General features: G+C 56.1%; 21 protein-coding genes. 16 read left to right on the top strand and 5 right to left on the bottom strand.

The annotated features are described in order from the left end of the window. On the bottom strand, positions 1-213 hold the full coding sequence (locus STH12_RS17075) for a DUF2909 family protein (protein ID WP_126168662.1): 213 nt from the start codon (positions 211-213) through the stop codon (positions 1-3). On the opposite strand from STH12_RS17075, the gene STH12_RS17080 reads away from it, so the two are divergent. The 12 genes from STH12_RS17080 (at position 212) to STH12_RS17135 (ending at position 12,166) form a co-directional block, all read left to right on the top strand. Continuing rightward, positions 212-967 carry an SURF1 family protein gene (locus STH12_RS17080; RefSeq protein WP_164551239.1) on the top strand — a complete coding sequence of 252 codons (756 nt, stop codon included), beginning with the start codon at positions 212-214 and terminating at the stop codon, positions 965-967. The two genes, STH12_RS17075 and STH12_RS17080, sit on opposite strands and share 2 nt — an antisense overlap. 18 nt (positions 968-985) lie before the next feature. Next, positions 986-1,528, top strand: a complete 543-nt coding sequence (locus STH12_RS17085; protein ID WP_126168664.1) for a hypothetical protein — start codon at positions 986-988, stop codon at positions 1,526-1,528. Continuing rightward, complete coding sequence (locus STH12_RS17090) at positions 1,528-2,511, top strand: COX15/CtaA family protein (RefSeq protein ID WP_126168665.1); 984 nt, start codon at positions 1,528-1,530, stop codon at positions 2,509-2,511. The genes STH12_RS17085 and STH12_RS17090 overlap by 1 nt, the downstream gene beginning before the upstream one ends. Before the next feature lie 18 nt (positions 2,512-2,529). Continuing rightward, complete coding sequence (gene cyoE / locus STH12_RS17095) at positions 2,530-3,429, top strand: heme o synthase (RefSeq protein WP_126168666.1); 900 nt, start codon at positions 2,530-2,532, stop codon at positions 3,427-3,429. Between the two features lie 24 nt (positions 3,430-3,453). Further along, on the top strand, positions 3,454-4,080 hold the full coding sequence (locus tag STH12_RS17100; protein ID WP_126168667.1) for an SCO family protein: 627 nt from the start codon (positions 3,454-3,456) through the stop codon (positions 4,078-4,080). 170 nt (positions 4,081-4,250) lie between these two features. Next, positions 4,251-4,532: an STAS domain-containing protein gene (locus STH12_RS17105; protein WP_126168668.1), complete on the top strand. Its 282-nt coding sequence runs from the start codon at positions 4,251-4,253 to the stop codon at positions 4,530-4,532. Positions 4,533-4,546: 14 nt separating this feature from the next. Beyond that, positions 4,547-4,909, top strand: coding sequence for a response regulator (locus tag STH12_RS17110; RefSeq protein WP_126168669.1), 363 nt, complete (start codon positions 4,547-4,549; stop codon positions 4,907-4,909). Between the two features lie 19 nt (positions 4,910-4,928). Then, complete coding sequence (locus STH12_RS17115; RefSeq protein WP_126168670.1) at positions 4,929-7,040, top strand: chemotaxis protein CheA; 2,112 nt, start codon at positions 4,929-4,931, stop codon at positions 7,038-7,040. 14 nt (positions 7,041-7,054) lie between these two features. Beyond that, complete coding sequence (locus STH12_RS17120; protein ID WP_126168671.1) at positions 7,055-7,594, top strand: chemotaxis protein CheW; 540 nt, start codon at positions 7,055-7,057, stop codon at positions 7,592-7,594. Between the two features lie 28 nt (positions 7,595-7,622). Next, positions 7,623-10,220, top strand: coding sequence for a methyl-accepting chemotaxis protein (locus STH12_RS17125; protein WP_126168672.1), 2,598 nt, complete (start codon positions 7,623-7,625; stop codon positions 10,218-10,220). 110 nt (positions 10,221-10,330) lie between these two features. Next, the gene (locus STH12_RS17130; protein ID WP_126168673.1) at positions 10,331-11,128 is read left to right on the top strand and encodes a CheR family methyltransferase; all 798 of its coding nucleotides are present in this window, start codon (positions 10,331-10,333) and stop codon (positions 11,126-11,128) included. A gap of 18 nt (positions 11,129-11,146) precedes the next feature. Next, positions 11,147-12,166, top strand: coding sequence for a protein-glutamate methylesterase/protein-glutamine glutaminase (locus STH12_RS17135; protein WP_126168674.1), 1,020 nt, complete (start codon positions 11,147-11,149; stop codon positions 12,164-12,166). A 40-nt stretch (positions 12,167-12,206) separates the two neighbouring features. Here the strand turns inward: STH12_RS17135 and STH12_RS17140 are convergent, their stop codons facing one another. After that, positions 12,207-13,256: a polysaccharide deacetylase family protein gene (locus STH12_RS17140; protein ID WP_126168675.1), complete on the bottom strand. Its 1,050-nt coding sequence runs from the start codon at positions 13,254-13,256 to the stop codon at positions 12,207-12,209. A gap of 84 nt (positions 13,257-13,340) precedes the next feature. Here STH12_RS17140 and STH12_RS17145 point away from each other — a divergent pair, with 84 nt between their 5' ends. After that, entirely contained in the window at positions 13,341-14,606 is a 1,266-nt protein-coding gene (locus STH12_RS17145) for an MATE family efflux transporter (protein ID WP_126168676.1), read from the top strand. Between the two features lie 37 nt (positions 14,607-14,643). Here the strand turns inward: STH12_RS17145 and nfuA are convergent, their stop codons facing one another. Further along, positions 14,644-15,222, bottom strand: a complete 579-nt coding sequence (nfuA, locus tag STH12_RS17150) for a Fe-S biogenesis protein NfuA (protein WP_126168677.1) — start codon at positions 15,220-15,222, stop codon at positions 14,644-14,646. Positions 15,223-15,440: 218 nt separating this feature from the next. On the opposite strand from nfuA, the gene STH12_RS17155 reads away from it, so the two are divergent. Next, a complete protein-coding gene (locus STH12_RS17155; RefSeq protein ID WP_126168678.1) occupies positions 15,441-17,933 on the top strand; it encodes a M14 family zinc carboxypeptidase in 2,493 nt (830 codons plus the stop codon). A 3-nt stretch (positions 17,934-17,936) separates the two neighbouring features. On the opposite strand, the gene STH12_RS17160 is transcribed toward STH12_RS17155, so the two are convergent. Continuing rightward, positions 17,937-18,683 carry a ComF family protein gene (locus STH12_RS17160; protein ID WP_126168679.1) on the bottom strand — a complete coding sequence of 249 codons (747 nt, stop codon included), beginning with the start codon at positions 18,681-18,683 and terminating at the stop codon, positions 17,937-17,939. 107 nt (positions 18,684-18,790) lie between these two features. On the opposite strand from STH12_RS17160, the gene bioH reads away from it, so the two are divergent. Together bioH and STH12_RS17170 are read left to right on the top strand one after the other, a co-directional pair. Next, positions 18,791-19,489, top strand: a complete 699-nt coding sequence (bioH, locus tag STH12_RS17165; protein ID WP_237158883.1) for a pimeloyl-ACP methyl ester esterase BioH — start codon at positions 18,791-18,793, stop codon at positions 19,487-19,489. 57 nt (positions 19,490-19,546) lie between these two features. Next, complete coding sequence (locus tag STH12_RS17170) at positions 19,547-20,059, top strand: hypothetical protein (protein ID WP_126168681.1); 513 nt, start codon at positions 19,547-19,549, stop codon at positions 20,057-20,059. 46 nt (positions 20,060-20,105) lie between these two features. Here STH12_RS17170 and STH12_RS17175 read toward each other — a convergent pair whose 3' ends face one another. Then, the gene (locus STH12_RS17175) at positions 20,106-22,046 is read right to left on the bottom strand and encodes an LTA synthase family protein (protein ID WP_126168682.1); all 1,941 of its coding nucleotides are present in this window, start codon (positions 22,044-22,046) and stop codon (positions 20,106-20,108) included. Between the last annotated feature and the right edge of the window lie 155 nt (positions 22,047-22,201).

Below are 22,201 nucleotides of genomic sequence, written 5' to 3' on the forward strand. Positions count from 1 at the left end.
TCAGTAAGGCCGGGGGTGGGGCGCTATCCACCCCATGGCCAGCGCAATCAGTAATAACAGTACCACCAGGCCGGAAAGTGCCACCCGGCGGCCGAGAAAGCGGCTCATGGGCACAGAGTTGTCGCCCTTGACCATGATGTAAAGCGCTCTGCCGAGATTGAAAATAATGAAAAGCAGCAGCAAAACCAGCACAGACTTGAAGAGCGTGACCATGGATTCTCCGGTGAGGCGACCGGCGCTGGCCGGCAAGTTGCTGATACTTTTCACTCTGGGACTCTTTGTAGTGCTCGTCAAGTTGGGATTCTGGCAACTGTCGCGGGCAGAGGAAAAACAGCAGCTGTTGGCGGCACAGGAAGCACGCTTTCAGGCAACGCCGCTGACCATGGATAACCTTGTGCAAACGCCACTGCAGCAAGTGCAAGGTGCCCGAATGGAAGTCACAGGTACCTTGTTGGCAACGCCTACCCTGTTACTGGATAACCAGGTGATGGACGGCAAAGTGGGCTATCTGGCCTATCGGCTGCTGCAGGTGCCGGGCTACAAGGCCTTGCTGCCGGTGGAGCTTGGATTTATCGCTGCAGGCAACGACAGGCGGATATTACCGCAGCTTTCCGCTGAAGCCATGCAGCTGACACTGCGCGGCAGGTTGTATCAGCGTCAGGCCAATCCCATGAGTCAAGGGCTGGGCGCCGAGGCTGGAGAGCCAATGCGGATACAGGCGCTGGATATCAATGCGCTGTCGGTACAGCTGGGTAAGCCCCTGCTGAACATCTGCCTGCAACCGGACACCATGCCCGGACTGCCGCTGCCACGGCGCTGGATGCCGGTCAGCATGCCGGTTGAAAAGCACCTTGGCTATGCCGCTCAGTGGTTCTCTCTGGCCGGCGCCTTATTGGTACTGACACTGCTGTATTGGATAAGAACACGGAAGAAGAGCAACACATCTTCAGGGATTGAAACTCAATAATGTAAAGAGGAGAGAAGCATGAACTCCCCAACCTCAGGTGCGCGTCCCCTACTACTGCTGGTAGCGGCCTTTGCCCTTCCGGTGGTGCTGGCAAAGCTGGTGCTGAGCCAACACTGGTACACCGAGGGCGTGACCAATAAGGGTCAGCTGTTTGCAAGCCCCACCAGCTATCAAAGCCTTGGTGCCGACAACCCACTGCCGGAACGCTGGCAAATCCTTTATCGCCTGCCCGAACACTGCGACGCCAGCTGCGAAGACCGTCTGTACCTGATCAAACAAAGCTACACCGCCCTTGGTGCCGAGCGGGGCCGGGTCGCTCCCGTGATACTCCTCAGCGGCAGTGCCGACAAAGCGGTGCTGAACGACGATTTCTTTGTTACCGCCACCCTGCCCAGCGAGCTTGAACCACTTTTAAGCGACCAGGCTCTGATCTTGGTTGACCCCATGGGCACCCTGGTAATGAGCTATCCCAGAGTGGACGGCCGCGAAGCCAATATCACCCAGGGCAAGGCGATGCTGGCCGACCTGCGTAAGCTGCTCAAACTGTCGAGGGTTGGCTGATGGCATTGAAAACACTGCTTAAACTCACTCTGGTCTTTACCCTGATGGTAATCATCATGGGTGCCTATACCCGGCTGTCTGATGCGGGACTTGGCTGTCCTGACTGGCCAGGCTGCTACGGCCATATCAAGGTGCCCACAGCCGACCACGAACTTGCCAGGGTGGAGACTCACTTCCCCGGCCACACGGTGGAGCCGGAAAAAGCCTGGCTGGAGATGATCCACCGCTATATCGCCAGCGGGCTTGGGGTGCTGGTCATCATCATTTTGGTCAGTTGTCTGAAAAGCCGCGAAGCGCCGCGCAAACTGCCGGTGTTTATCTTCCTGCTGATCCTGTTTCAGGGCGCGCTCGGCGCCTGGACCGTGACCATGAAACTCATGCCGGTAGTGGTGATGTCGCACCTGCTGGGGGGCTTTACCTTGCTGTCACTACTGACGCTGCTGTATCTCAGAACCAGCGGCTTTCGCATCCCCGGCGGCGACAGCCCCATGCGGGCATACCGTACTTTGGCGCTGACTTGTCTGGCGGTGCTGGTCGCGCAAATTCTGCTGGGAGGCTGGACCTCCTCCAACTATGCGGCGCTGGCCTGCACCGAGCTGCCTTTCTGTGAAGGGGATTGGAGTCAGAACCTCCGCCTTGCGGATGCATTTTCACCGTTTCAGGGTACCCACCCCAGCTTCGAGTTTGGCGTGCTCGATTACCATGCCCGCATGACCATCCATGTTGCCCACCGCTTTGGTGCCATGATCACCGCAGGTTTGGTGGGCTTATTGGCGATCCGACTGCTGCGCCGTGCCCACAGCAGTGCGCTACGTTCTGCCGGCGGCGTCTTGCTTTTACTTCTGGCGCTGCAAGTGGCGCTGGGGATTTCCAATGTGGTTCTGGGGCTGCCACTGGCGGTGGCCGTTGCCCACAATCTGGGGGCGGCACTCCTGCTGGTCACCCTGGTGTTCATTAACTACGCCCTGTGGCGCAAAGTCTGACAAGACAAGGAGTTTCCTATGGCCAAGTCGCTCTCAATCGCCGATATCTCCAGCCAGACCCGCAGCCACTGGCGTGCTTATCTGGAAATGACTAAGCCCAAGGTCGTGGCGCTGATGCTACTGACTGTGTTGGTGGGCATGTGTTTGGCATTGCCAGGCGCAGTACCACTGCAACCCTTGCTTGCCGGTATGCTGGGCATTGGCATGATGGCGGGCGCCGCCGCTGCCATGAACCATCTAATCGACAGACGCATCGATGGCCTGATGGCACGCACCTATAATCGGCCACTGCCCAAAGGTAAAGTACCTGTTGCCAATGCCGTAGTCTTTGCCGCCGTGCTCGCCGTTGCCGGGTTTGTACTGCTGTATCTGCTGGTTAATCCACTCACCGCCTGGCTGACACTGGCAAGTTTGCTCGGCTATGCCGTCGTCTATACCGCGTACCTTAAGCGCGCCACCCCGCAGAATATTGTGATTGGCGGCCTGGCAGGCGCTATGCCACCTCTGCTGGGCTGGACCGCGGTAACCAACGAGTTCCACGGCCACGGGCTGCTGCTAGTGATCATTATCTTCACCTGGACCCCGCCCCACTTCTGGGCCCTGGCCATCCATCGCCGCGCCGATTACGCCAAGGTAGACATTCCCATGCTGCCGGTTACCCACGGCGTGGATTTCACCAAGACCTGCATCTTCCTCTATACCCTGTTGCTGGCACTTGCCTGCCTGCTGCCGGTGCTGGTGGGTATGAGCGGCGCTGTGTATCTGGTGGGGTCGACCGTGCTGAGCCTGATGTTTATCTACAAAGCCTGGCAGCTTAAATTTCACGAAACACCCGGCATGGCCATGGATGTGTTTCGCTTTTCTATCTATCACCTGATGCTGCTGTTTATTGTGTTGCTGGTCGATCACTACGTTTAACTGCGACCTGCGAAAGGAGTCACCATGAATAAAAAGTGGATCATTGCCCTGATTTTGGTGATAGGCCTTGGCGGCCTGCTGTTGATTAAGTTTGCGGGGGTGAAGCATGTTCCGCCGCCGCTCGACACAGGTTTTGTGTTCTCCAATGCCAAGCCGCTGTCGCCCTTCAGCCTCACCGACCAATTCGGCCAACCGTTTGATAACAGCCGTTTGGCTGGCAAGTGGAGTTTAATTTTCCTCGGTTACACTTCCTGCCCTGATGTATGCCCCACCACCATGGCAAAGCTGTCAGCGGCTTACCCTAGCCTGAATGAAGCAGGCAATGTGCAGGTGATTTTCCTGTCGGTCGACCCCGCCAGGGATACTCTGGAGCGGCTAAAGCAATATTCTGCGTTTTATCATCCCGAATTTATTGCAGCAACAGGCGAGCACAAGGCGCTACTGCCGTTTACCCGCGAGCTTGGCATGGTGTACACCATGGTGGGGGAAGGCGCCGATTATCAGGTCGACCACAGTGCTTCCATTGTGGTGATTTCTCCCAAAGGAGAGAAATACGCCGTTTTCAAACCAAAGTCTGACGGTAAAACCGTTCCGCAAATCCTCAATCAGGCGCTGATCGCCGACATGCAGATTATCCGCAATCAGTTTTAATCCTGCCAAACATTCTTTCTCTCCAACTTGCGGCCGACATTGGCCGCTCTTTTATTTCAGTTACAGGCTCCCATACGAAAAAAAATCCTTGCAAATGAGGCGACAGTCTTGAATGGCGTCTATCTTTTGAAAGTAAAGGGACGCAACGCAAAAGCACGAAGGACGCCTCGATGTCTGAAAATACCGTGGAATTGGGCAGTGAACTGACCATACGTAATATCCAGCCGCTCTATAGCCAGCTGGCGGAATTGCTGCATCAGGGCAGCGCCGTCAGGCTGGAAGCATCTGAGCTTATCAAGGCGGACACGGCAGGCCTCCAATTGCTTTTTTGCCTGCAATCCACCTGTGTTCAAAGGTCCATTCCGCTCAACTGGATAGGAATAACCCCAGAACTTAAAAAGCAATTCCTGCAAATGGGTATGCAGCTCCCGGGAATAACCGACGAACTGTAAAAGGATGACAGCATATGAAGAAGATTCTTGCCGTTGATGACTCCGCCTCCATGCGCCAGATGGTGGGCTTTACCCTCAAGACCGCTGGCTTTGATGTTACCGAGGCCTGCAACGGTGATGAGGCCCTGAAAGTGGCGCAGACCGGACAATTCGACTTGGTGATCTCCGATGTGAATATGCCGGTGATGGATGGGATTACCCTTATCCGCAATCTGCGAACCTTGCCCGCCTACAAATTTACCCCTCTGCTGATGCTCACCACCGAATCCGGCGGCGACAAAAAGCAGGAAGGACGGGCGGCGGGCGCCACTGGTTGGATTGTAAAACCATTCAATCCAGAGCAGTTGTTGGCCACGGTACGCAAGGTATTGGGATGATCCGCAAAGAGACGAGAGCATGGATATAGATCTCAGCCAATTCAGTCAGGTCTTTTTTGAAGAAAGTATTGAAGGCCTGGCCATCATGGAATCTGAACTGCTGAAGCTGGATGTTGAAGCGCCGGATCCTGAAACCATCAACACTATCTTCCGCGCCGCTCACTCCATCAAAGGCGGCAGCGCCACCTTTGGTTTTACCGCTGTTGCCAACTACACCCATTTGCTGGAAACCCTGCTGGATGAAATCCGTGACGGCAGACGGCAGATGACGCCGGATCACGTCGATATGCTGCTGCATTCGGTTGATCTGCTGCGGGGCATGATTGATTCGCTGATGAATCAAACCGAGTTCAGCGATCCTAAGCTGCAACAGCTGGAACAGCGCCTGGCGGCGGCACTGGCCGACGAGAACGCACCGGCAGCTGAGGCTCCTCAGCAAGCACCAGCGACAGCAGCCTGCGACGATATCGGCCAGGGCTGGATAATCGATTTTAAAGCCGGTTTCGACATCATGCGCTGCGGCAACGATCCTCAGCTGATGTTTGCCGAACTCGCTGAAAAAGGCGAGTTGCAGGTACTGCTGCAACCTGCTGAATTTCCTGCGTGGGATGACTTTGACCCTGAGGGTTGCTACCTGCACTGGCAGCTGCGCCTGGTTACCGACGTGGGTGTCGACAAACTCAAAGAAGTGTTCGAATGGGTAGAAGACGAGTGCGAAATCAGCTATGAGCCCCTCGGCGCCACTGACGCTCAAACCACGCCGGCAACCGAAGCCGCCGCTGCGGCCGAAATACCGTCGGCCGACGCAATCTCCCCACCGGCACTGGCTGATGAGTCAACGCCTGCAGAGGCCGTCAGCGCAGAAGTGACTCCCATCTCAGCCCCAACAGAGAAAGCGCCTGCGGCTAAACCGACAGCGGTAGCCAAGAGCAGCGAAAGCAGCTCGATTCGGGTCAGCACTGAAAAAATCGACATGCTTATCAATATGGTGGGCGAGCTTGTGATCACTCAGGCCATGCTCGGTCAGATTGGTCAGCAGGAAGAAATTAATCAGGAGTCGCTGCTTCTGCTCCAGCAGGGGCTTGAGCAACTGGCCTCCCACACCCGGGATTTGCAGGAAAGTGTTATGCAAATCCGTATGTTGCCCATCAGCTTCGCCTTTAATCGATTCCCCAGACTGGTGCGGGATATTGGCCAGCAGCTGGGTAAAAAGGTCGAACTGGTATTGAAAGGGGAAGACACAGAGCTGGATAAAACCGTGCTCGAAAAAATTGTCGACCCCATGGTGCATCTGGTGCGCAACTCACTCGATCACGGGTTGGAGCTTCCTGAAGCTCGCCTTGCCCGCGGCAAGCCAGAAACCGGCACCATCATGCTGAACGCCTTCCATCAGGGCGGCTGCATTGTGATTGAAATTATCGACGACGGCGCCGGGCTCAACACCGCCAAAATCCTTGATAAAGCGCGGCAAAAAGGCCTGGTCAGCGCCGATGAAGAATTATCGGACGAAGCAATCCACCAGCTTATCTTCAAGCCCGGGTTTTCCACCGCCGATGCGGTGTCGGATTTGTCCGGCCGCGGTGTGGGTATGGATGTGGTTAAGCGCAATATTCACGAGCTTAACGGCACTATCGAGCTGCATTCTGAAGCCGGCAAAGGCAGCCGCTTCACCATTCGACTGCCGCTGACCCTGGCGATTCTGGATGGCCAGCTAATCCGGATTGGCAAGCATGTTTACGTGGTGCCTCTAGTGTCTATTTACGAGTCGCTGCAGGTGCCCCCCCACCGTATCAATCAGCTTTCTGACGGCCATGAGCTTATTCGCCTGCGTGATGAATACCTGCCGGTAATTAAGGTTTACCGCGAGTTCAATCACGATGCCGACGCCAAAGAAATCAAAGATGGTTTGGTGATGGTGGTGGATAACAACAACGAAAAAACTGGCCTGCTGGTCGATGAATTATTGGCCCAGCAGCAGGTGGTGATCAAAAGCCTGGAAGACAACTACACCCGTATCCCCGGTATTTCAGGGGCCACCATTCTCGGTGACGGCACTGTGGCCCTGATCATTGATGTGTCCGGTCTGGTGAATCTGGCCGGCATAGGCAGCAGCAACGAACACGCAGCGTAAAAGGAAGGCTGATTATGGCAGACATTTCCATTGAACAGGCTGAACACGGAAATCAGCAGTTTCTCAGCTTTATTATGGCCAACGAAGAATATGGGGTCGATATCCTCTCGGTGCAGGAAATCCGTGGCTGGGAAGCCACCACAGTGCTGCCCAACGCACCGGATTATGTCAAAGGCGTGATTAACCTGCGCGGCACCATAGTGCCCATTATCGACCTCAGGCAAAAATTCGGCATCAAGACCCTGGAATATGGCGCCACCACGGTAGTGATTGTGGTGAAGGTCACCATGGAAGACAGCCAGAAAATCATCGGCATTGTGGTTGATGCGGTATCCGATGTTTTCAGCATTGAAGAAGAAGAAATCCGCCGTGCACCAGACTTCGGCCATGAAACAGATTTGCGTTTCATCAAGGGGCTGGCCAACGTGCAGGACAAGATGGTTATTTTACTTGAAATCAATAAATTACTCGGTTCTGCAGTGCTACCGGACCCTGACACCCTGAGCCGGATTATCGGCAATATTGAACAGCAACCTCAGGCCGTCAACGCTTGAGACAGGTATTTGATTGAGAGGAATCAACATGGACGCAGGCAACAACAACCTGATGGGCCATAGCCCATTCACGCTGGGTGGCATGGTGATAGGCGCCGTGACCCTGGTGCTGAGCCTGGCAGGGCAGTCCGGCAACCTGGTTAGCGGCGCGCTGGCGCTGACTCTGGTGCTGATGGGCATTGGTCTGAGCCAGGGCGCTGGCCAAGGCAAAAGCCGTATCGGCGAGGCACTGGACGAGATTTCCAAGGCGTTGCGAAGCAACACCCGCCCGGTGTTCAATCAATATGATATTCCGGGTTGGCAGGCGTTTTCAGACGACTTCTGTAACTTCTGGGATGCCCAGCAGCAGGGTAAAGCCACGTTGAAGGCACTGGATATCTGCCAGGCCAACGTGATGGTGGCAGACCCCAACGGCGATATCCTCTACTTCAACGAGTCTCTGAGGGCGACGCTGTCCGAGGCTGAAAGTGATATTCGCAAAGATCTGCCCAACTTCGATGCCAGCCGTTTGATTGGCGTGAACATGGACAGCTTCCATAAAGATCCTTCCCATCAGCGGCGCCTGATTGGTGCACTGAAATCTGTCTACTCGGCGCAAATCAAGGTGGGTGGCCGCACCTTCAGCTTGATTGCCTCTCCGGTGTTTGACGACAGTCACCAACGCATAGCTACTGTGGTGGAATGGCAAGACCTGACCGAGTCCCTTGCCCGCCAGCATGCTGAAGAAAAACTCATCCGTGAAACCAACCGCATCAAGCAGGCTCTGGATGTATGCCGAGCCAACGTGATGATGGCTGACGAAAACTACAACATCATCTACTTCAACAACTCATTGAAAGAGATGCTGAGCGGTAACGAGCAAAAGCTGAAAGAGTCGTTAAGCCGCTTCGATATGAACCAGCTGATGGGTGCCAATATCGATATCTTCCACCAAAACCCAGCCCATCAGCGCAACATGCTCGATAAGCTCACCTCGGCCTATGAAACCCGCATCAAGGTCGCCGGGCTGACATTCAATCTGATCGCAACGCCCGTATTTGATAACGGCAAGCGCACCGCCACAGTTGTGGAATGGCGCGACGTAACCGCCATGCTCGCCCGTGAAGAAGCAGACCGCAAACTGTCGGCAGAAAATGCCCGCATTCGCAAAGCACTCGATAATGTGTCGTCCAACACCATGGTGGCCGATGCCGACTGCAACATCATTTATTTGAACGAGGCCGTACTGAAGATGTTCGGTGCCGCTCAGGCCGACATTGTCAAAGAGCTGCCCAACTTCAACATCAATAAGCTTATTGGTGAAAATATCGATGTGTTCCACAAGAACCCGGCGCATCAACGCAACTTGCTGGCCAATCTCAAATCCACTTACAGCAACCAGCTCAGAGTGGGTGGCCGCACCTTCAGGATCATCGCCAATCCAATTACCGATACCGACGGCACCCGCATAGGCACAGTGGTGGAATGGGCCGACCGCACCGCAGAAGTCGCCATTGAGCATGAGATTGATGCCATCATCAACGCCGCCAATGCCGGTGACCTGTCGCAGCGCATCACCACCCACGACAAAGATGGCTTCTTCCTCAACTTGTCCAATGGCCTAAACAGCCTGGTTGGCATTGCCGACAAGGTCATGGCCGATGTGGTGGAAATGTTCGATGGTCTGGCCAAGGGCGACCTGACCCGTAAGATAAACGGCGAATACGAGGGCCAGTTTGGCAAACTGCAAACCGATGCCAATGCCACGGTCAGCCGCCTGACCGAAGTGCTCAACGGCATCAGCGAATCGGCCAATACCGTCACCTCAGGCGCCGAAGAGATAGCCCAGGGTAACGCCGATTTGAGCCAGCGCACCGAAGAGCAAGCCGCCTCGTTGGAGGAAACCGCCTCCAGCATGGAAGAAATGACCGCGACCGTGAAGCAAAGCGCCGAAAACGCCACCCTGGCCAACACCCTCGCCAAAGAAGCCTCAAGCAAGGCCGACCATGGCGGCAAGGTGGTGAAACAAGCCGTTACCGCCATGGAAGCCATTAATGAGTCCAGTAAGCGGATTGCCGACATCATTGGTGTTATCGATGAAATCGCCTTCCAGACCAATCTGCTGGCACTGAACGCTGCCGTTGAAGCGGCCCGCGCCGGTGAACAGGGCCGGGGCTTTGCGGTGGTTGCCGGTGAAGTTCGCAATCTGGCCCAACGCTCGGCCGGTGCCGCCAAGGAAATCAAAGAGCTCATTCGCGACAGCGTGAACAAGGTCAACGATGGCACTTCGCTGGTCAATCAATCGGGTAACACCCTGCAGGAAATCGTCCATGCGGTATCCAAGGTGGCCGAGATGATTAACCAAATCAGCGTCGCCGCAGAACAGCAAGCCTCCGGTATCCAGGAAGTGAACAAGGCTGTGTCGCAAATGGATGAAATGACTCAGCAAAACGCGGCGTTGGTAGAACAGGTTTCTGCCGCGGGTGACGCCATGGCCGAACAGGCACGCAATATGCGGCGTCAACTTGGCTTCTTCCGTACTGACGAGCAGACCACCAGCGCAGCACCATTGGCACTGGTTTCCGGTGGCGATAAGCGCCCTTCAGGTAAGTTCAAGGCGAGTAAAGAAGAGTGGCACGAGTTCTGATGACTAAGCGATGAAAGCGCACAGGGGCTCATCCAGTGAGCCCCTTGTCATCAGTGATGGCATGTACAGGAGAAGCCGCCTTGGAATTCAAATCCGAGCGAGAATTTACGATGACTCGGGCAGATTTCGAGTTTATCCGCGATCTTGCCTACAACCAGACCGGCATCGTTTTACCCGACCGTAAAAAACACATGGTGTACTCACGCCTGTGTCGGCGGCTCAGGGCGCTTAAAATCAACGACTTCAAAGATTACTGCCAGTACCTGCAACGGGAAGAGGAAGAGCTGGGCCATTTTATCAACGCCCTGACCACCAACCTCACCTCGTTCTTCCGTGAAAAACATCACTTCCACTATCTGCGTGATGATGTGGTGCCCAAGTGGCAAAAAAGGGGGGGGAAACGCCTGCGCGTTTGGTCTTCTGCCTGTTCAACCGGTGAAGAGCCCTACTCCATTGCCATGACACTGGCGCCATTTTTCCCAAAAAACCAATGGGATCTGAAAATTCTGGCGACAGATTTGGATACCAATGTGCTCACTAAAGCCGAAAACGGCATTTACCCACCGGAGAATCTCGAAAGTCTGCCAACCAGCCTGGTTGAGCAGTATTTTCAGCGTCAGGGTGATATGGCAAGGGTGAAAGACAGCATAAAAGAGATGGTATTTTTCAAGCAGCTCAACTTACTCGACAGCTGGCCCATGCAAGGGCCTTTTGATGCCATTTTTTGCCGTAACGTTCTTATTTATTTCGATAATCCAACAAAACAAAAAATCATTCACAAATTCAGACAGCTGCTCAGCGACGACGGATTTCTTTTTATTGGCCACTCTGAAACCTTGCATCAGATTTCAGACGACTTCGACCTGATAGGCCAGACCATATACCGTCCCAGACGCCATGGGCGCTAATCTTCAGAGGGGGAAGCTATGATAAGAGTGCTCATCGTTGACGATTCAGCATTGGTACGCCAGCTTCTGAGCCATATGCTGTCTCAGGCCGAGGACATTAAGGTGGTGGGTTGCGCCGAAGATCCTTATCAGGCCCGGGACATGATCAAAGAGCTCAATCCCCAGGTGATCACACTCGATATTGAGATGCCCAGAATGGATGGCATCGCCTTTTTACGCAACCTGATGAAACTCAGGCCCATGCCGGTGATCATGATCTCGACCCTCACCGAAAAAGGCGCCGCTATCACGCTGGAAGCTCTGTCATTGGGCGCAGTGGACTTTATCAGCAAGCCCAAGAATGACCTTGCCAACCGCTTGCTGGATTATCAGGACGAGCTGCTGGAAAAAGTTCGTCAGGCGGCAGTAAGCCGGGTCAGGGCGTTGAGCCCGCCGCCACCGGAGCCAGAGTGCCCTTCCAAACTGAAAAACCGGGTCATCGCCATTGGCGCTTCAACCGGCGGCACCGAAGCCATTCAGCGACTGGTATCGAGGCTGCCCGCCAACTTCCCACCTGTGGTCATAGCGCAGCACATCCCCGCGGCCTTCAGCGCTTCGTTTGCCAAGCGGCTCGACCTGAATTCACAAATGACCGTTGTCGAAGCGATAGGCAACGAGCAGCTCAAACCGGGAAATGTGTACATAGCGCCCGGGCACTGCCACATGATTATCAAACGGGTCGGTGCACACCTGCATACGGCTCTGCTGGACACTGAGCCAGTGAACCGTCACAAACCCTCGGTGGATGTGCTGTTTGACAGCGTGGCCGACGTGGCCGGTAAAGCTGCCATTGGCGTTATCCTCACCGGCATGGGCCGCGACGGTGCCAAAGGCCTGCTGAACATGCGTGAACAAGGCGCTTACACCATCGCTCAGGACGAAGCCAGCAGCGTGGTCTGGGGTATGCCAGGCAGCTCGGTGGAAATCGGCGCCGCCTGCGAGCAGCTGCATCTGGATAAAATCGCCGGCAAGCTGCTTGGCATGTTGAAATCAGATTAGCGAGCCCCTGGCTTCGGGCGTATGACTCAGGGCTCAGGGCTCAGGGCTCAGCGGGCCAGCTACCGTCTTTGTTTGGCCTCAGCCATGCCTGAGAAAACCAATAAAAGCCGCGCTGGGTTTTGGATGGCGCAGTGCAGTTGTAACGCGAACGCCCCGCAGGCAACTCACGACTCGCCTGTACCTCAAAGCGGTTCTCATCAATCCACGCCGGGGTAACCGCACCTTCATTTGGCAGATAGCACCTGAGCTGCGCTTTATGGATATCTTTGCTATCAGCCAGTGTCAGTTGCATCTTTGGACGAAAATCATCACGCAGCAGCGGGTCAGCCGGAGTCAGGCCAACCACGGGCATCGGCAGGCTGTAGAGTTTATCTTTGAGTGTTTGCAGCGACGCATACTTGCCACCAAGCGGAAACCTGGGCAAGGCCGTCAGATTGCTGTGTTGTCCAAGCGCCCCCGACTGCTGCCCAAAAGCCACCATACCAAGCTCGCCGACCAGCGCCTGCAGCTCAGCGTTATATTCGCCATAAGGATATGCCAGCATGGGGGTATCTGCTTTACCACGCAGTTGCTCGAGTACAGCTTCGGTCCGCAACAGATTGTTCCGAACCCGCGCCTTCCAAGCCGCCAGGTCTTCCCCCGGTAGTCGACGCACCAGATGCTCGTGGGCAAAACTGTGATTGGCAAGCTCAGCCCCTTCTGAGGCCAACTGCGTCAGCGTGGCCATGCTCATCATGCCTTTGTGCGGCGCCGCCAGCGGCTCAGCGGCCACAAACAGGGTGTAGGGAAAACCGTATTCCTTTAAGATAGGAACGGCTTCATCGGCAATGTTTTGATAACCATCATCAAAGCTGATGGCCACTGCCCTCAGTGGCGGCGCTTCGCCCCGTTGCACAGCGGCAACCAGGCTCGACAGTGGCACCACCTCAAAGCCGTTGTCAGCCAGAAACTGCATATGACTTCTGAATTCTGCCGGGGTCACGCTGGTCACCCTGGGGGTCGTATCGGACACATGGTGATATTGCAAAACCACCGCCGCCTGAGCGCTACCAATCAACAGGGCGAAGATACTCGCCAAAAACTTCAACATTGCGGGGAAATTCCTCTGATCACAACGGACAACAACTGGCGCAACTGGCAGACACACCGATGCCTGTGGGCCTTGGCGTTGCCGATGATGCTGTCCAACATCACTGTGCCGCTGCTCGGTCTGGTCGACACGGCCATCATCGGCCATTTGAGCGAGGCCTATTATTTGGGCGCGGTAGCTCTGGGGTCAACTCTGTTTACCCTGATCGTATGGCTGCTGGGCTTTTTACGCATGGCCACAACGGGGCTGACCGCTCAGGCCTGGGGCCGCGCCGATGGCCATGGGCAAAAGCGGTTACTGCTTCAGGGACTGGTGATGGCCTTTGCCATGGGGCTTGCGCTGCTGGCCAGCTATCCGCTGCTGCTCAATATTGTATTGTCCTTTTCATCGGCAAGCAGTGAGGTGCTGAGCTACTGCCGCGACTATTTTGGCGTGCGGGTGCTGTCGCTGCCATTGGCACTGGCTAATCTGGTGATGCTGGGATGGCTGCTTGGCAGGCAGGCTCCCAAAGTTGCCATGTGGCAATTGATTGTGGCCAATCTGGTGAATATCGCGCTGGATGTGCTGTTTGTTATCGGGCTGGATATGGGAGTTAAAGGTGCCGCCTGGGCGTCGGTGCTGGCCGATCTGACCGCCTTTGCCATTGCCGGTTATTTTTGCCTGCGCGCCTGGCACGGCCTGCCGGAATCCGTCATTCGCCTTACCGATATCCTCCAGGGCACGGGCCGGTTGCTGAAACTCAATCGGGATATTTTCATCCGCAGCCTGTGTCTGCAGGCCACCTTTGCCTTTATGACTTTTAAAGGCGCCGGACTTGGCGATACCACGGTGGCGGCCAATGCGGTGCTGCTGAATTTCTTAATGCTGATTTCCTATGCGCTCGATGGCATAGCCTACTACGCCGAGGCCGAAACAGGTGCGGCAGTTGGCAAGCAGGATGCACAGGGCCTGACTCACTCGGTTGCGCTCGCCTTTGGCTGGTCGGCACTGTTTGCCACAGGCTTTTCAATAACCTTCTGGCTGTTGGGGCCTGAGTTGATATCGCTGATGACGGATATCGACGCGGTACGTCTTGGCGCACAGCAATTCCTGCCCTGGCTGGTTGCCTTGCCGCTGCTGGCGTTTGGCTCCTATCTGTTTGATGGAGTGTATATTGGCGCAACCCAGGGACGGATCATGCGCAACAGCATGATGCTGGCCACCCTCGGGGTGTTTTTCCCGGTGTGGTATTTATTTTCCCACAGCGGCAATCATGGCCTTTGGCTTGCGATGAGCGCCTTTATGGCCTGTCGCAGCTTAAGCCTCGGCTGGCATTTTTACCGCTATCATCCCGGTTTCATCCGGGCATAAAAAAAGCGGCCTCAGCCGCTTTTTTTATCAGTCACTCTTACTGGTAAGAGTGTGAACCGTGCTGGTGCTCAGTGGCATCACGCACGGCGGTCAGCTCGCCAGGGAACATATCCAGCAGTTGCTTTTCGATACCATCTTTCAGGGTCACGTCGACCATAGAGCAACCGTTACAACCACCGCCAAATTGGATAACGGCAATACCGTCTTCGGTCACTTCCACCAGCAGGATGTTACCGCCGTGGCTGGCCAGCTGAGGGTTGATCTCGGCCTGGATCACGTACTCAATACGCTCAACCAGCGGTGCGTCGGCAGATACTTTACGCATCTTGGCGTTGGGTGCCTTCAGGGTCAGCTGTGAGCCCAACTGATCGTTCACCAAATCTATGCTGGCGTCTTCAAGGAATGGGGCGCTCTTTTCGTCCACCATGGCATTGAAGCCATTGAACTCAAGCTCGATATCATCATCTTCCACGGCATCCGGCGGGCAGTAAGACACGCCGCACTCGGCCTGGGCAGTGCCCGGACTGATAACAAACACGCGGATATTGGTGCCTTCAGGCTGATCGGCAAGCAGTTTCACAAAGTGAGCCTGGGCCGCTTCGGAAATGGTAATCATGTAGAGCGCTCCGTCAGGTAAACCTGAGTAAATTACTAAGAATTGCGGCTATGATACTCCGTCTCACCGCCGGATAGTAGTCCCGGCCACAACCACCATCGGGAAAAATGTCGACTGGATCTCACTCCCCCGAAAGCTTAAACAACGCTGTAAGTAGTCAATTTAAAACCAACCTGCTAATTTGTTCAGTAATACAAAAAGATAATAACGAGCAACCCATGTCCCGCGCCTCTGTGTTAAACGGCCTGTGCCTGAGCATTTGTTTGAGCCAGCCCTTCGCCGCCCCGGCAACCCCTCTGGATGACTACCTTGGCTACCCCCTGGGCGAGTGGCATATTCGCCACGATCAGGTGAATGGTTTTCTCAGCCAACTCGCCAAGCAAAGCGACAGAGTCTCACTGGAAAGCACCGGCTACAGTCACGAACGCCGTCATCAACTCACTGCAGTGGTAACCTCACCCGCCAATCAAAGTCGGCTGGATGACATCCTCAAAGACCGGCAACTGGTTAAACAGGGTAAAGCCAAAAGCCCCTTGTTGGTGGTATGGCTCGCGTACTCGATTCACGGTGATGAAGCCAGCGGCGCCCATGCCGCCATGGCGCTGGTACAGGAACTCGCCACCAGTCAGGAGGCTTGGGTAAAGGAGTTGCTCGACAACACTGTGGTGTTGATTACCCCCAGCCAGAATCCTGATGGATTGGACAGATTTTCAAACTGGTCAAACAGTTACCGTGGTATAGGTACACCGGTCAGCGATGAAAACCACAAAGAACACAATCAGAACTGGCCTGCGGGTCGCTTCAACCACTATCTGGCTGACCTCAACCGTGACTGGCTGTTTTTAAGGCACCCCGAAAGTCGCGGCAGGGTGGCCTTGCTGCATAAATGGCAGCCCCATTACGTGGGTGACTTTCACGAAATGGGCCATAACCAGAGTTACTTCTTCCAGCCCGGCGTCCCGGACCGCACTCATCCACTGACCGATGGCCGCAATCAACAGCTGACCGAGCGACTGGCGCAATATTATCGCGATGCGCTCGATGCCAAGGGCCAGCCTTATTACAGTCGCCAGGGGTTCGATGACTTCTTTTACGGTAAAGGCTCAACTTACCCCGACATCAACGGTGCCGTGGGCGTGCTGTTCGAACAGGCCAGTGCCCGCGGTCAGGTACAGGACTCCGACTACGGCGGTGTCAGCCTGGCTGAGGCCATTGACAATCAGTTGGCCACCTCATTGGCGGCACTTAAGGGCACCCACGCCCTGAGACAGGAGCTGATTGAGTTTCAACGTAGTTTTTACAGCGGAAAAAGCGGCAAACAGGGTCGGGGTCAAGGGCGACTGGTGTCTACCCGCGGCGACCATCAACGCCTCAATGAACTGGCAAAGCTGCTGAGCCAGCACGGTATTGAGTTCAGCTATCTGAGTCAGGATCTGAAGACTGGCAAACAAATCTATCGCGCAGAAGATAGTTTGTTTATTCCTGGCGAACAATCTCAGTCGGTGTTGGTTGAGGCGCTGTTTGAGCGCCGCACCCGCTTTGCCGACCCAACTTTCTATGATGTCAGTGCCTGGGATTTGCCTTCTGCCTTTAATCTCATCGTGGCCGAGAGCTTCCGCCCCGGCTCAGGCCAATTGAGCGACAGCCAACCCAAGTTAACAACCGAGGCTATCCCGGACGATACCGTGGCAGTGCTGCTGGACTGGCGCGATGGCGCAGCTGCGCCTGCACTTGCCCAGCTGCAGCGTAAAGGGCTGCGGGTGCGCGCGGCGACCAAGGCCTTTACCCCGGCTGGTAGCGACAACCCGTTTCCGGCCGGAACCCTGATGTTGCAACTGAAGCAGGACGCCATGGAGCCTGCGGCGCTTAAGACATTCCTGAGCCAACTGGCAACCGAGATGGATATTCGCTGGCATCCGTTCAGCTCCTTTGCCGCCAGCTCGGGGATCGATCTTGGCAGCGGCGACATGGTAGCACTGCAAGGTGTGCGGGCCCTGTTGGTGTCCGGCCAGGGCTCAGACCCCACCGAGGTCGGTGAAATCTGGCAATTCCTCGACAGCAAACTGAAGCAGGGCGTGACCTTGGTCGACAGCGATAGGCTGGGGCGGATTTCGCTGGATAAGTACACCCACGTGTTGCTGGCGGATGGCAACTACAAGCATCTCGACGACTCGCTGGCTCGCAAGCTGGGCAGTTTTGTCAGTGAAGGAGGCGTGTTGGTAGCGCAAAAAGGTGCGCTTGGTTGGCTTGGTGACAACAACCTGCTGCGCACCGGGGTACATGAGGCGCGCTTCTTCCAACAACAGTTTGCCACTACCGGGCTAAGCTATGAGGATAAGGCCGCCTTCAAGGCCCGTCAGGCCATTGGTGGGGCTGTGCTCGCCTGGCAACTGGATCCGGCCCACCCGCTGGCCTTCGGTCTGCCAGACCCCATGGTGCCCGTGATGAAGAACAAGGTGCTGGGGCTTGGCGATACCAACGAGCCTTTTGTGGTTGGCGCCAGATATCCAGACAAGCCGCTGATCTCGGGGTATTTATCGGATGAATATCAACGCGCATTTGGCCTAGGTAACAGCATGGTGGCCGAACCCAGGGGTAAAGGCGTGGTCGTGGCGTTCAGCGATAACCTGCTGTTTCGCAATATCTGGCTTGGCAGCGAAAAAATTTACGCCAACGCCCTCTATATGCTGCCGGCAGCCATGGCGCGATAAGTCTCAGCTGTCGAGAAGCCCGGGCGCCTCTGCCCGGGCCAGACACCAAACCTGCACCGCAACGCCCTGCGCCTCCAATAGCCGCGCAATTTCATTTACCGTGCTGCCGGTGGTCACCACATCATCCACCAACGCCACCGAGCCCGCCTCACAGACGCCATTTATCACAAAGGCATTTTTCAGATTCTGCCGCCTCACCTTGCCGCTCAAACCCGCCTGCTGAGGCGTATTACGACTGCGGGCAAGTAAGTTGCTGTTAACCGGGATCCCCGATAGGCGAGACAGACTGAGGGCTATCTCATGGGCCTGATTAAACCCCCGCTGTCGCAGCCGTTTGGGATGCAAGGGCACGGGCAACAGCAAGGAGACCGGACGCACCAATCCGGCCCGCTCAAGCCTGCACACCCTGAAATGCAGCGCCTCACACAGGCTTTGCAGCGGCGCAAACTGCCCCTGATACTTGATGCCGGCAATCGCCTGCCCCAGTCCCTGGTGATAACTGGCGGGAGCCACCACCGGCAAGGCGTCGAGCACCCGACAACTGCCGCACAGGCCAAATTCCGCCGTCAAGCCGCGGCCACATCCCAAACAGGAAGGGCCCTGATACAGACAAGAGGCCATGCAATGACAGCAAATACCGCTGCCATCGGTCAGGTGCTGATGACAGAGCAGACATCGGTTGGGTAAACTTTGCGCCAGACATTCAATGGCCCGTAGCCAAAGGTGGCGCCAGCGTAACAGATTGGCCATAGCATCATCCCTGATAAGAGGCACAAGTGACAAAGCACCTGCAGCAAACAATCCATATCGACAGCCACGGCCAGGGGCCGGATTTGGTCATACTCCACGGCTGGGGCATGAATGGCGCCGTCTTTGCGCCGCTGCAAGGTGCGTTTCCCGAGTATAGGTTGCATTTTGCCGACCTGCCGGGCTTTGGCCTGAGCAGCCCCGTTGCCGGAAACCTGGATGCCTGGGTCGATGCACTGATGGCGGTATTGCCGCCGCAGATGATTCTGGCGGGCTGGTCTCTGGGCGGCCTGGTGGCGACCCGCGCAGCACTGCGCTACCCAAACAGAGTAAGGGCGCTGGTGAGCATTGCTTCATCGCCCTGCTTTATGGCGCGGGAAACCGAGAAATGGCCTGGTATTCCGCCGCAGGTGCTGGCTCAGTTTGGCAATGAGCTGGGGAAAAATCTGCCCAAAACTATTGAGCGATTCCTGGCGATTCAGGCCATGGGCAGCGATACCGCCCGGGAAGACATTCGCCGCCTGCGCGATCTGGTGCTGTCGCGCCCGTTGCCGGACGCCGCCGCACTAAAGCAGGGGCTTGAGATGCTGGAGCAGGTGGATTTACGGCCTGAACTTGCCGGGCTCAGCCAGCCCTGGCTGCGAATTTGGGGGCGTCTTGATGGGCTGGTTCCCAAGCGGGTGATGCCCGCTATGCCCAGCAGCGACACTGCGGAAGATTTGATGCTGGCCAAGGCGTCCCATGCGCCGTTCTTTTCCCATCCCGATGAATTTGTCAGTGGCATGACAAGTTGGCTGGCAAAGCTTTAATCCCGGCGGATGAGCGGTTATTATTTAAACAGCTCTGCCATCAATTAAGGATGCACCATGCTGGTTGTCACCAACTATCCTCAGGTACCGATCGCGACGACCAACGCCGCGACCGATGCGTTGCGGGTAGAAAGCCAGCAGCGCCCACCCATAGTGCCCGCGCCCGAGTTGACCAAGGGCCATGAAGAACGGGCCTTCAATTCACAGAATGAACGTACGGCCGACGAGCCACAGGTACAGGCCAAACTGCAGCAGCGGGTTGACGAGCGCCAGCAACAACAGAACCAGCAGCAACAACAGCAGCAAAGGGAAGGTGAAAAGCAGGCCAGCCAGCCATTGCCGCTCAAGGCGCTTAAGCTGCCAGCCCGCACGCCGGGGGCGTTGAGCCGTAAAGACATCAGAGTCAGGGTAGAAGATAAGGCACCCAAACAGCCCATAGGCGCCAAAACCGCCACACCGGCAACAGGCCAGGAAGCCTCCCTGTACCGCACCATAGCCTCACATGTAGGCAGTTTCTATCGCCACACCAGCGAGCCTGCTGCCGAGGCTGGCATCGAAGCCTGGATTTAATTGAGTCGCGGCAACCCAAGCTGCCGCGACCATATTCAGTGACGTTCTATTCCAGCGCAAACAAGCCCTGCTGATACGCCAGACTGCCCCACAGCGCCCACGCCAGCGCGGTTTTTTGCATGGTTTCCGGCTGCGGGAAGGGGCTCAGGCTGCCATCTTCGCGCTGATAACGGAAACCCTCAGGTGCCCGCTCAGGCTGCAGGATCACCAGATCGCGACCACGCATATAGGCAAAGTTCTTGTCGTACTGCATCAGGGCCCGTCCGGGCCAATCATCGGCAACCTGAGTCAGATCCTGCCCCAGCATAGGGTAGCGGCCCGAAATGCCCATCAGCGACAACAGGGTTGGCGCCAGGTCGATTTGACTCACCACCCGCTGATCGCGCTTAGGCGCAACCCCATCGGCAATAATGAGTCCAGGGATGCGGAACCGGTTCACCGGCACCAGGCTGGCACCACCCACGCGGCTATCGTGGTCGGCCACCACCAGAAATACCGTATCCTTCCAATAGTCTGAATCTTTGGCCAGCTTGAAGAACTCGCCAATGGCGAAATCGGCGTACTTGGCGGCGTTATTACGGGTCTGCTTGGGCTGCTCGAACAGCTCAATGCGGCCATCGGGGAATTCGAACGGGTCGTGGTTGCTGGAGCTGAACACCAGGCTGAAGAAGGGCTTACCTTGCTGATGCAGACGCTTGAACTCACTGTCGGCGCGGCGCACCAGGTCTTCATCCGACACCCCCCAACTGCCTACAAAGGCCGGGTTGTCGTAGTCGTCCTGATCCACAATACGGCCAAATCCATTGCCGAGGAAGAAGCTGCGCATATTGTCGAAGTGGCTTTCACCGCCGTAAATAAAGGAGGTGTCGTAGCCCTGGCGTCGCAGCATTTCAGCAATAGTGAAGAAACCGTTCTGGCTCTTGCCAAGTTTCACCACCGAGCGCGCTGGCGTCGGCGTGAAGCCGGTGGTGACCGCTTCGATGCCACGCACCGAGCGGGTGCCGGTGGCATAGAGATTATCGAAATACCAGCCTTCGGCCGACAAGGCATCCAGATTCGGCGTCAGCGGTAAGCCGCCAAGGCTGCCGACAAAACGTGCCCCCAGACTTTCCTGCAGAATGATCACCAGATTGCGGGGTTTGCCTTGAAAACTGGCCTGGTTGTCCGACAGGCTCGGCAGCTTATCCGACACAAAGCGCTCTGGACTGCGGCCGCTGTCGGCCCGCACTGCGGCAATAATTTCATCTTTTGGCAACTCGCCATACATCTTTGCGGCGTTGGCCTCTTTGCCCATCTGGCTGATGGCAAACACCAGCGAATAAGAGGAGTTCACCGTCAGTGAATTCACCAGAGGATCGTCACAAAAAGCCACCATGGCCGGGTTGAGCGGTCTGTGGCCCAGAGTCGAACGGCCACCGGCCAGGATCACCACAGCCACCAGTACCAGCAATACCGGCCGCAGGTACCAACGGGGATAGGTCAGATTCTGGGTCAGACGGCCCGATAACTTCCAGCCGCCCCACAGAATAAGCGTTGACGCCACCAGGCCAAACAGCAGCTCAAGCGGTCTGCCGCTCCACAGCATGGACAACACTTCTTTGGGGTAAATCAGATATTCGATATAGAGTCGATTGGGGCGAATGCCATACTCTTCGATAAAGGATGGGGTAGAGAGCTCCAGAAACAGCATCAGCCACAGGCCCAGAGTCAGCCACAGTCGCAATATGGGGCGCCACACATAGCCAAGCACATGCTTGCCACCAAATATCACTGTGCCGAGGGCAGCGCCGCCCCACAGCCAACACAGGGTGGCAATATCCACCCGCAGCCCCTGCACCAGTAAGTGCTGCCAGCCACCGGCGGCATCAACCCGCTCGGCCTGCCACAGCCCCAGGCCAATCCGGCTTATCATTAGGGCTGCCAATGCCAACAAGGCAAAAATCCCCAATGCCCGCCACGGGCTTTGGGGTGGTTCTCTGAATCTCATTGCGTTACTCCGGCGTCCGCTCTTGTCGGCGGTCTCTCATACGTGAGTGGTATGATACTCACAGCCACCAAAAGTTCACCTGAATATCACAGAAAATTCATACCTGGGCACAAGTCGACTGCAGAATTCAACAAAAGCATCGGCAAGATTGCCGG

Source organism: Shewanella khirikhana, from assembly GCF_003957745.1.
In the GTDB taxonomy this organism is placed as follows: domain Bacteria; phylum Pseudomonadota; class Gammaproteobacteria; order Enterobacterales; family Shewanellaceae; genus Shewanella; species Shewanella khirikhana.

Coding starts and splice junctions, on each gene's coding strand:
- STH12_RS17080 (WP_164551239.1), top strand. CDS start 212: ATGGATTCTCCGGTGAGGCGACCGGCGCTGGCCGGCAAGTTGCTGATA.
- STH12_RS17075 (WP_126168662.1), bottom strand. CDS start 213: ATGGTCACGCTCTTCAAGTCTGTGCTGGTTTTGCTGCTGCTTTTCATT.
- STH12_RS17085 (WP_126168664.1), top strand. CDS start 986: ATGAACTCCCCAACCTCAGGTGCGCGTCCCCTACTACTGCTGGTAGCG.
- STH12_RS17090 (WP_126168665.1), top strand. CDS start 1,528: ATGGCATTGAAAACACTGCTTAAACTCACTCTGGTCTTTACCCTGATG.
- cyoE (WP_126168666.1), top strand. CDS start 2,530: ATGGCCAAGTCGCTCTCAATCGCCGATATCTCCAGCCAGACCCGCAGC.
- STH12_RS17100 (WP_126168667.1), top strand. CDS start 3,454: ATGAATAAAAAGTGGATCATTGCCCTGATTTTGGTGATAGGCCTTGGC.
- STH12_RS17105 (WP_126168668.1), top strand. CDS start 4,251: ATGTCTGAAAATACCGTGGAATTGGGCAGTGAACTGACCATACGTAAT.
- STH12_RS17110 (WP_126168669.1), top strand. CDS start 4,547: ATGAAGAAGATTCTTGCCGTTGATGACTCCGCCTCCATGCGCCAGATG.
- STH12_RS17115 (WP_126168670.1), top strand. CDS start 4,929: ATGGATATAGATCTCAGCCAATTCAGTCAGGTCTTTTTTGAAGAAAGT.
- STH12_RS17120 (WP_126168671.1), top strand. CDS start 7,055: ATGGCAGACATTTCCATTGAACAGGCTGAACACGGAAATCAGCAGTTT.
- STH12_RS17125 (WP_126168672.1), top strand. CDS start 7,623: ATGGACGCAGGCAACAACAACCTGATGGGCCATAGCCCATTCACGCTG.
- STH12_RS17130 (WP_126168673.1), top strand. CDS start 10,331: ATGACTCGGGCAGATTTCGAGTTTATCCGCGATCTTGCCTACAACCAG.
- STH12_RS17135 (WP_126168674.1), top strand. CDS start 11,147: ATGATAAGAGTGCTCATCGTTGACGATTCAGCATTGGTACGCCAGCTT.
- STH12_RS17140 (WP_126168675.1), bottom strand. CDS start 13,256: ATGTTGAAGTTTTTGGCGAGTATCTTCGCCCTGTTGATTGGTAGCGCT.
- STH12_RS17145 (WP_126168676.1), top strand. CDS start 13,341: ATGATGCTGTCCAACATCACTGTGCCGCTGCTCGGTCTGGTCGACACG.
- nfuA (WP_126168677.1), bottom strand. CDS start 15,222: ATGATTACCATTTCCGAAGCGGCCCAGGCTCACTTTGTGAAACTGCTT.
- STH12_RS17155 (WP_126168678.1), top strand. CDS start 15,441: ATGTCCCGCGCCTCTGTGTTAAACGGCCTGTGCCTGAGCATTTGTTTG.
- STH12_RS17160 (WP_126168679.1), bottom strand. CDS start 18,683: ATGGCCAATCTGTTACGCTGGCGCCACCTTTGGCTACGGGCCATTGAA.
- bioH (WP_237158883.1), top strand. CDS start 18,791: ATGAATGGCGCCGTCTTTGCGCCGCTGCAAGGTGCGTTTCCCGAGTAT.
- STH12_RS17170 (WP_126168681.1), top strand. CDS start 19,547: ATGCTGGTTGTCACCAACTATCCTCAGGTACCGATCGCGACGACCAAC.
- STH12_RS17175 (WP_126168682.1), bottom strand. CDS start 22,046: ATGAGATTCAGAGAACCACCCCAAAGCCCGTGGCGGGCATTGGGGATT.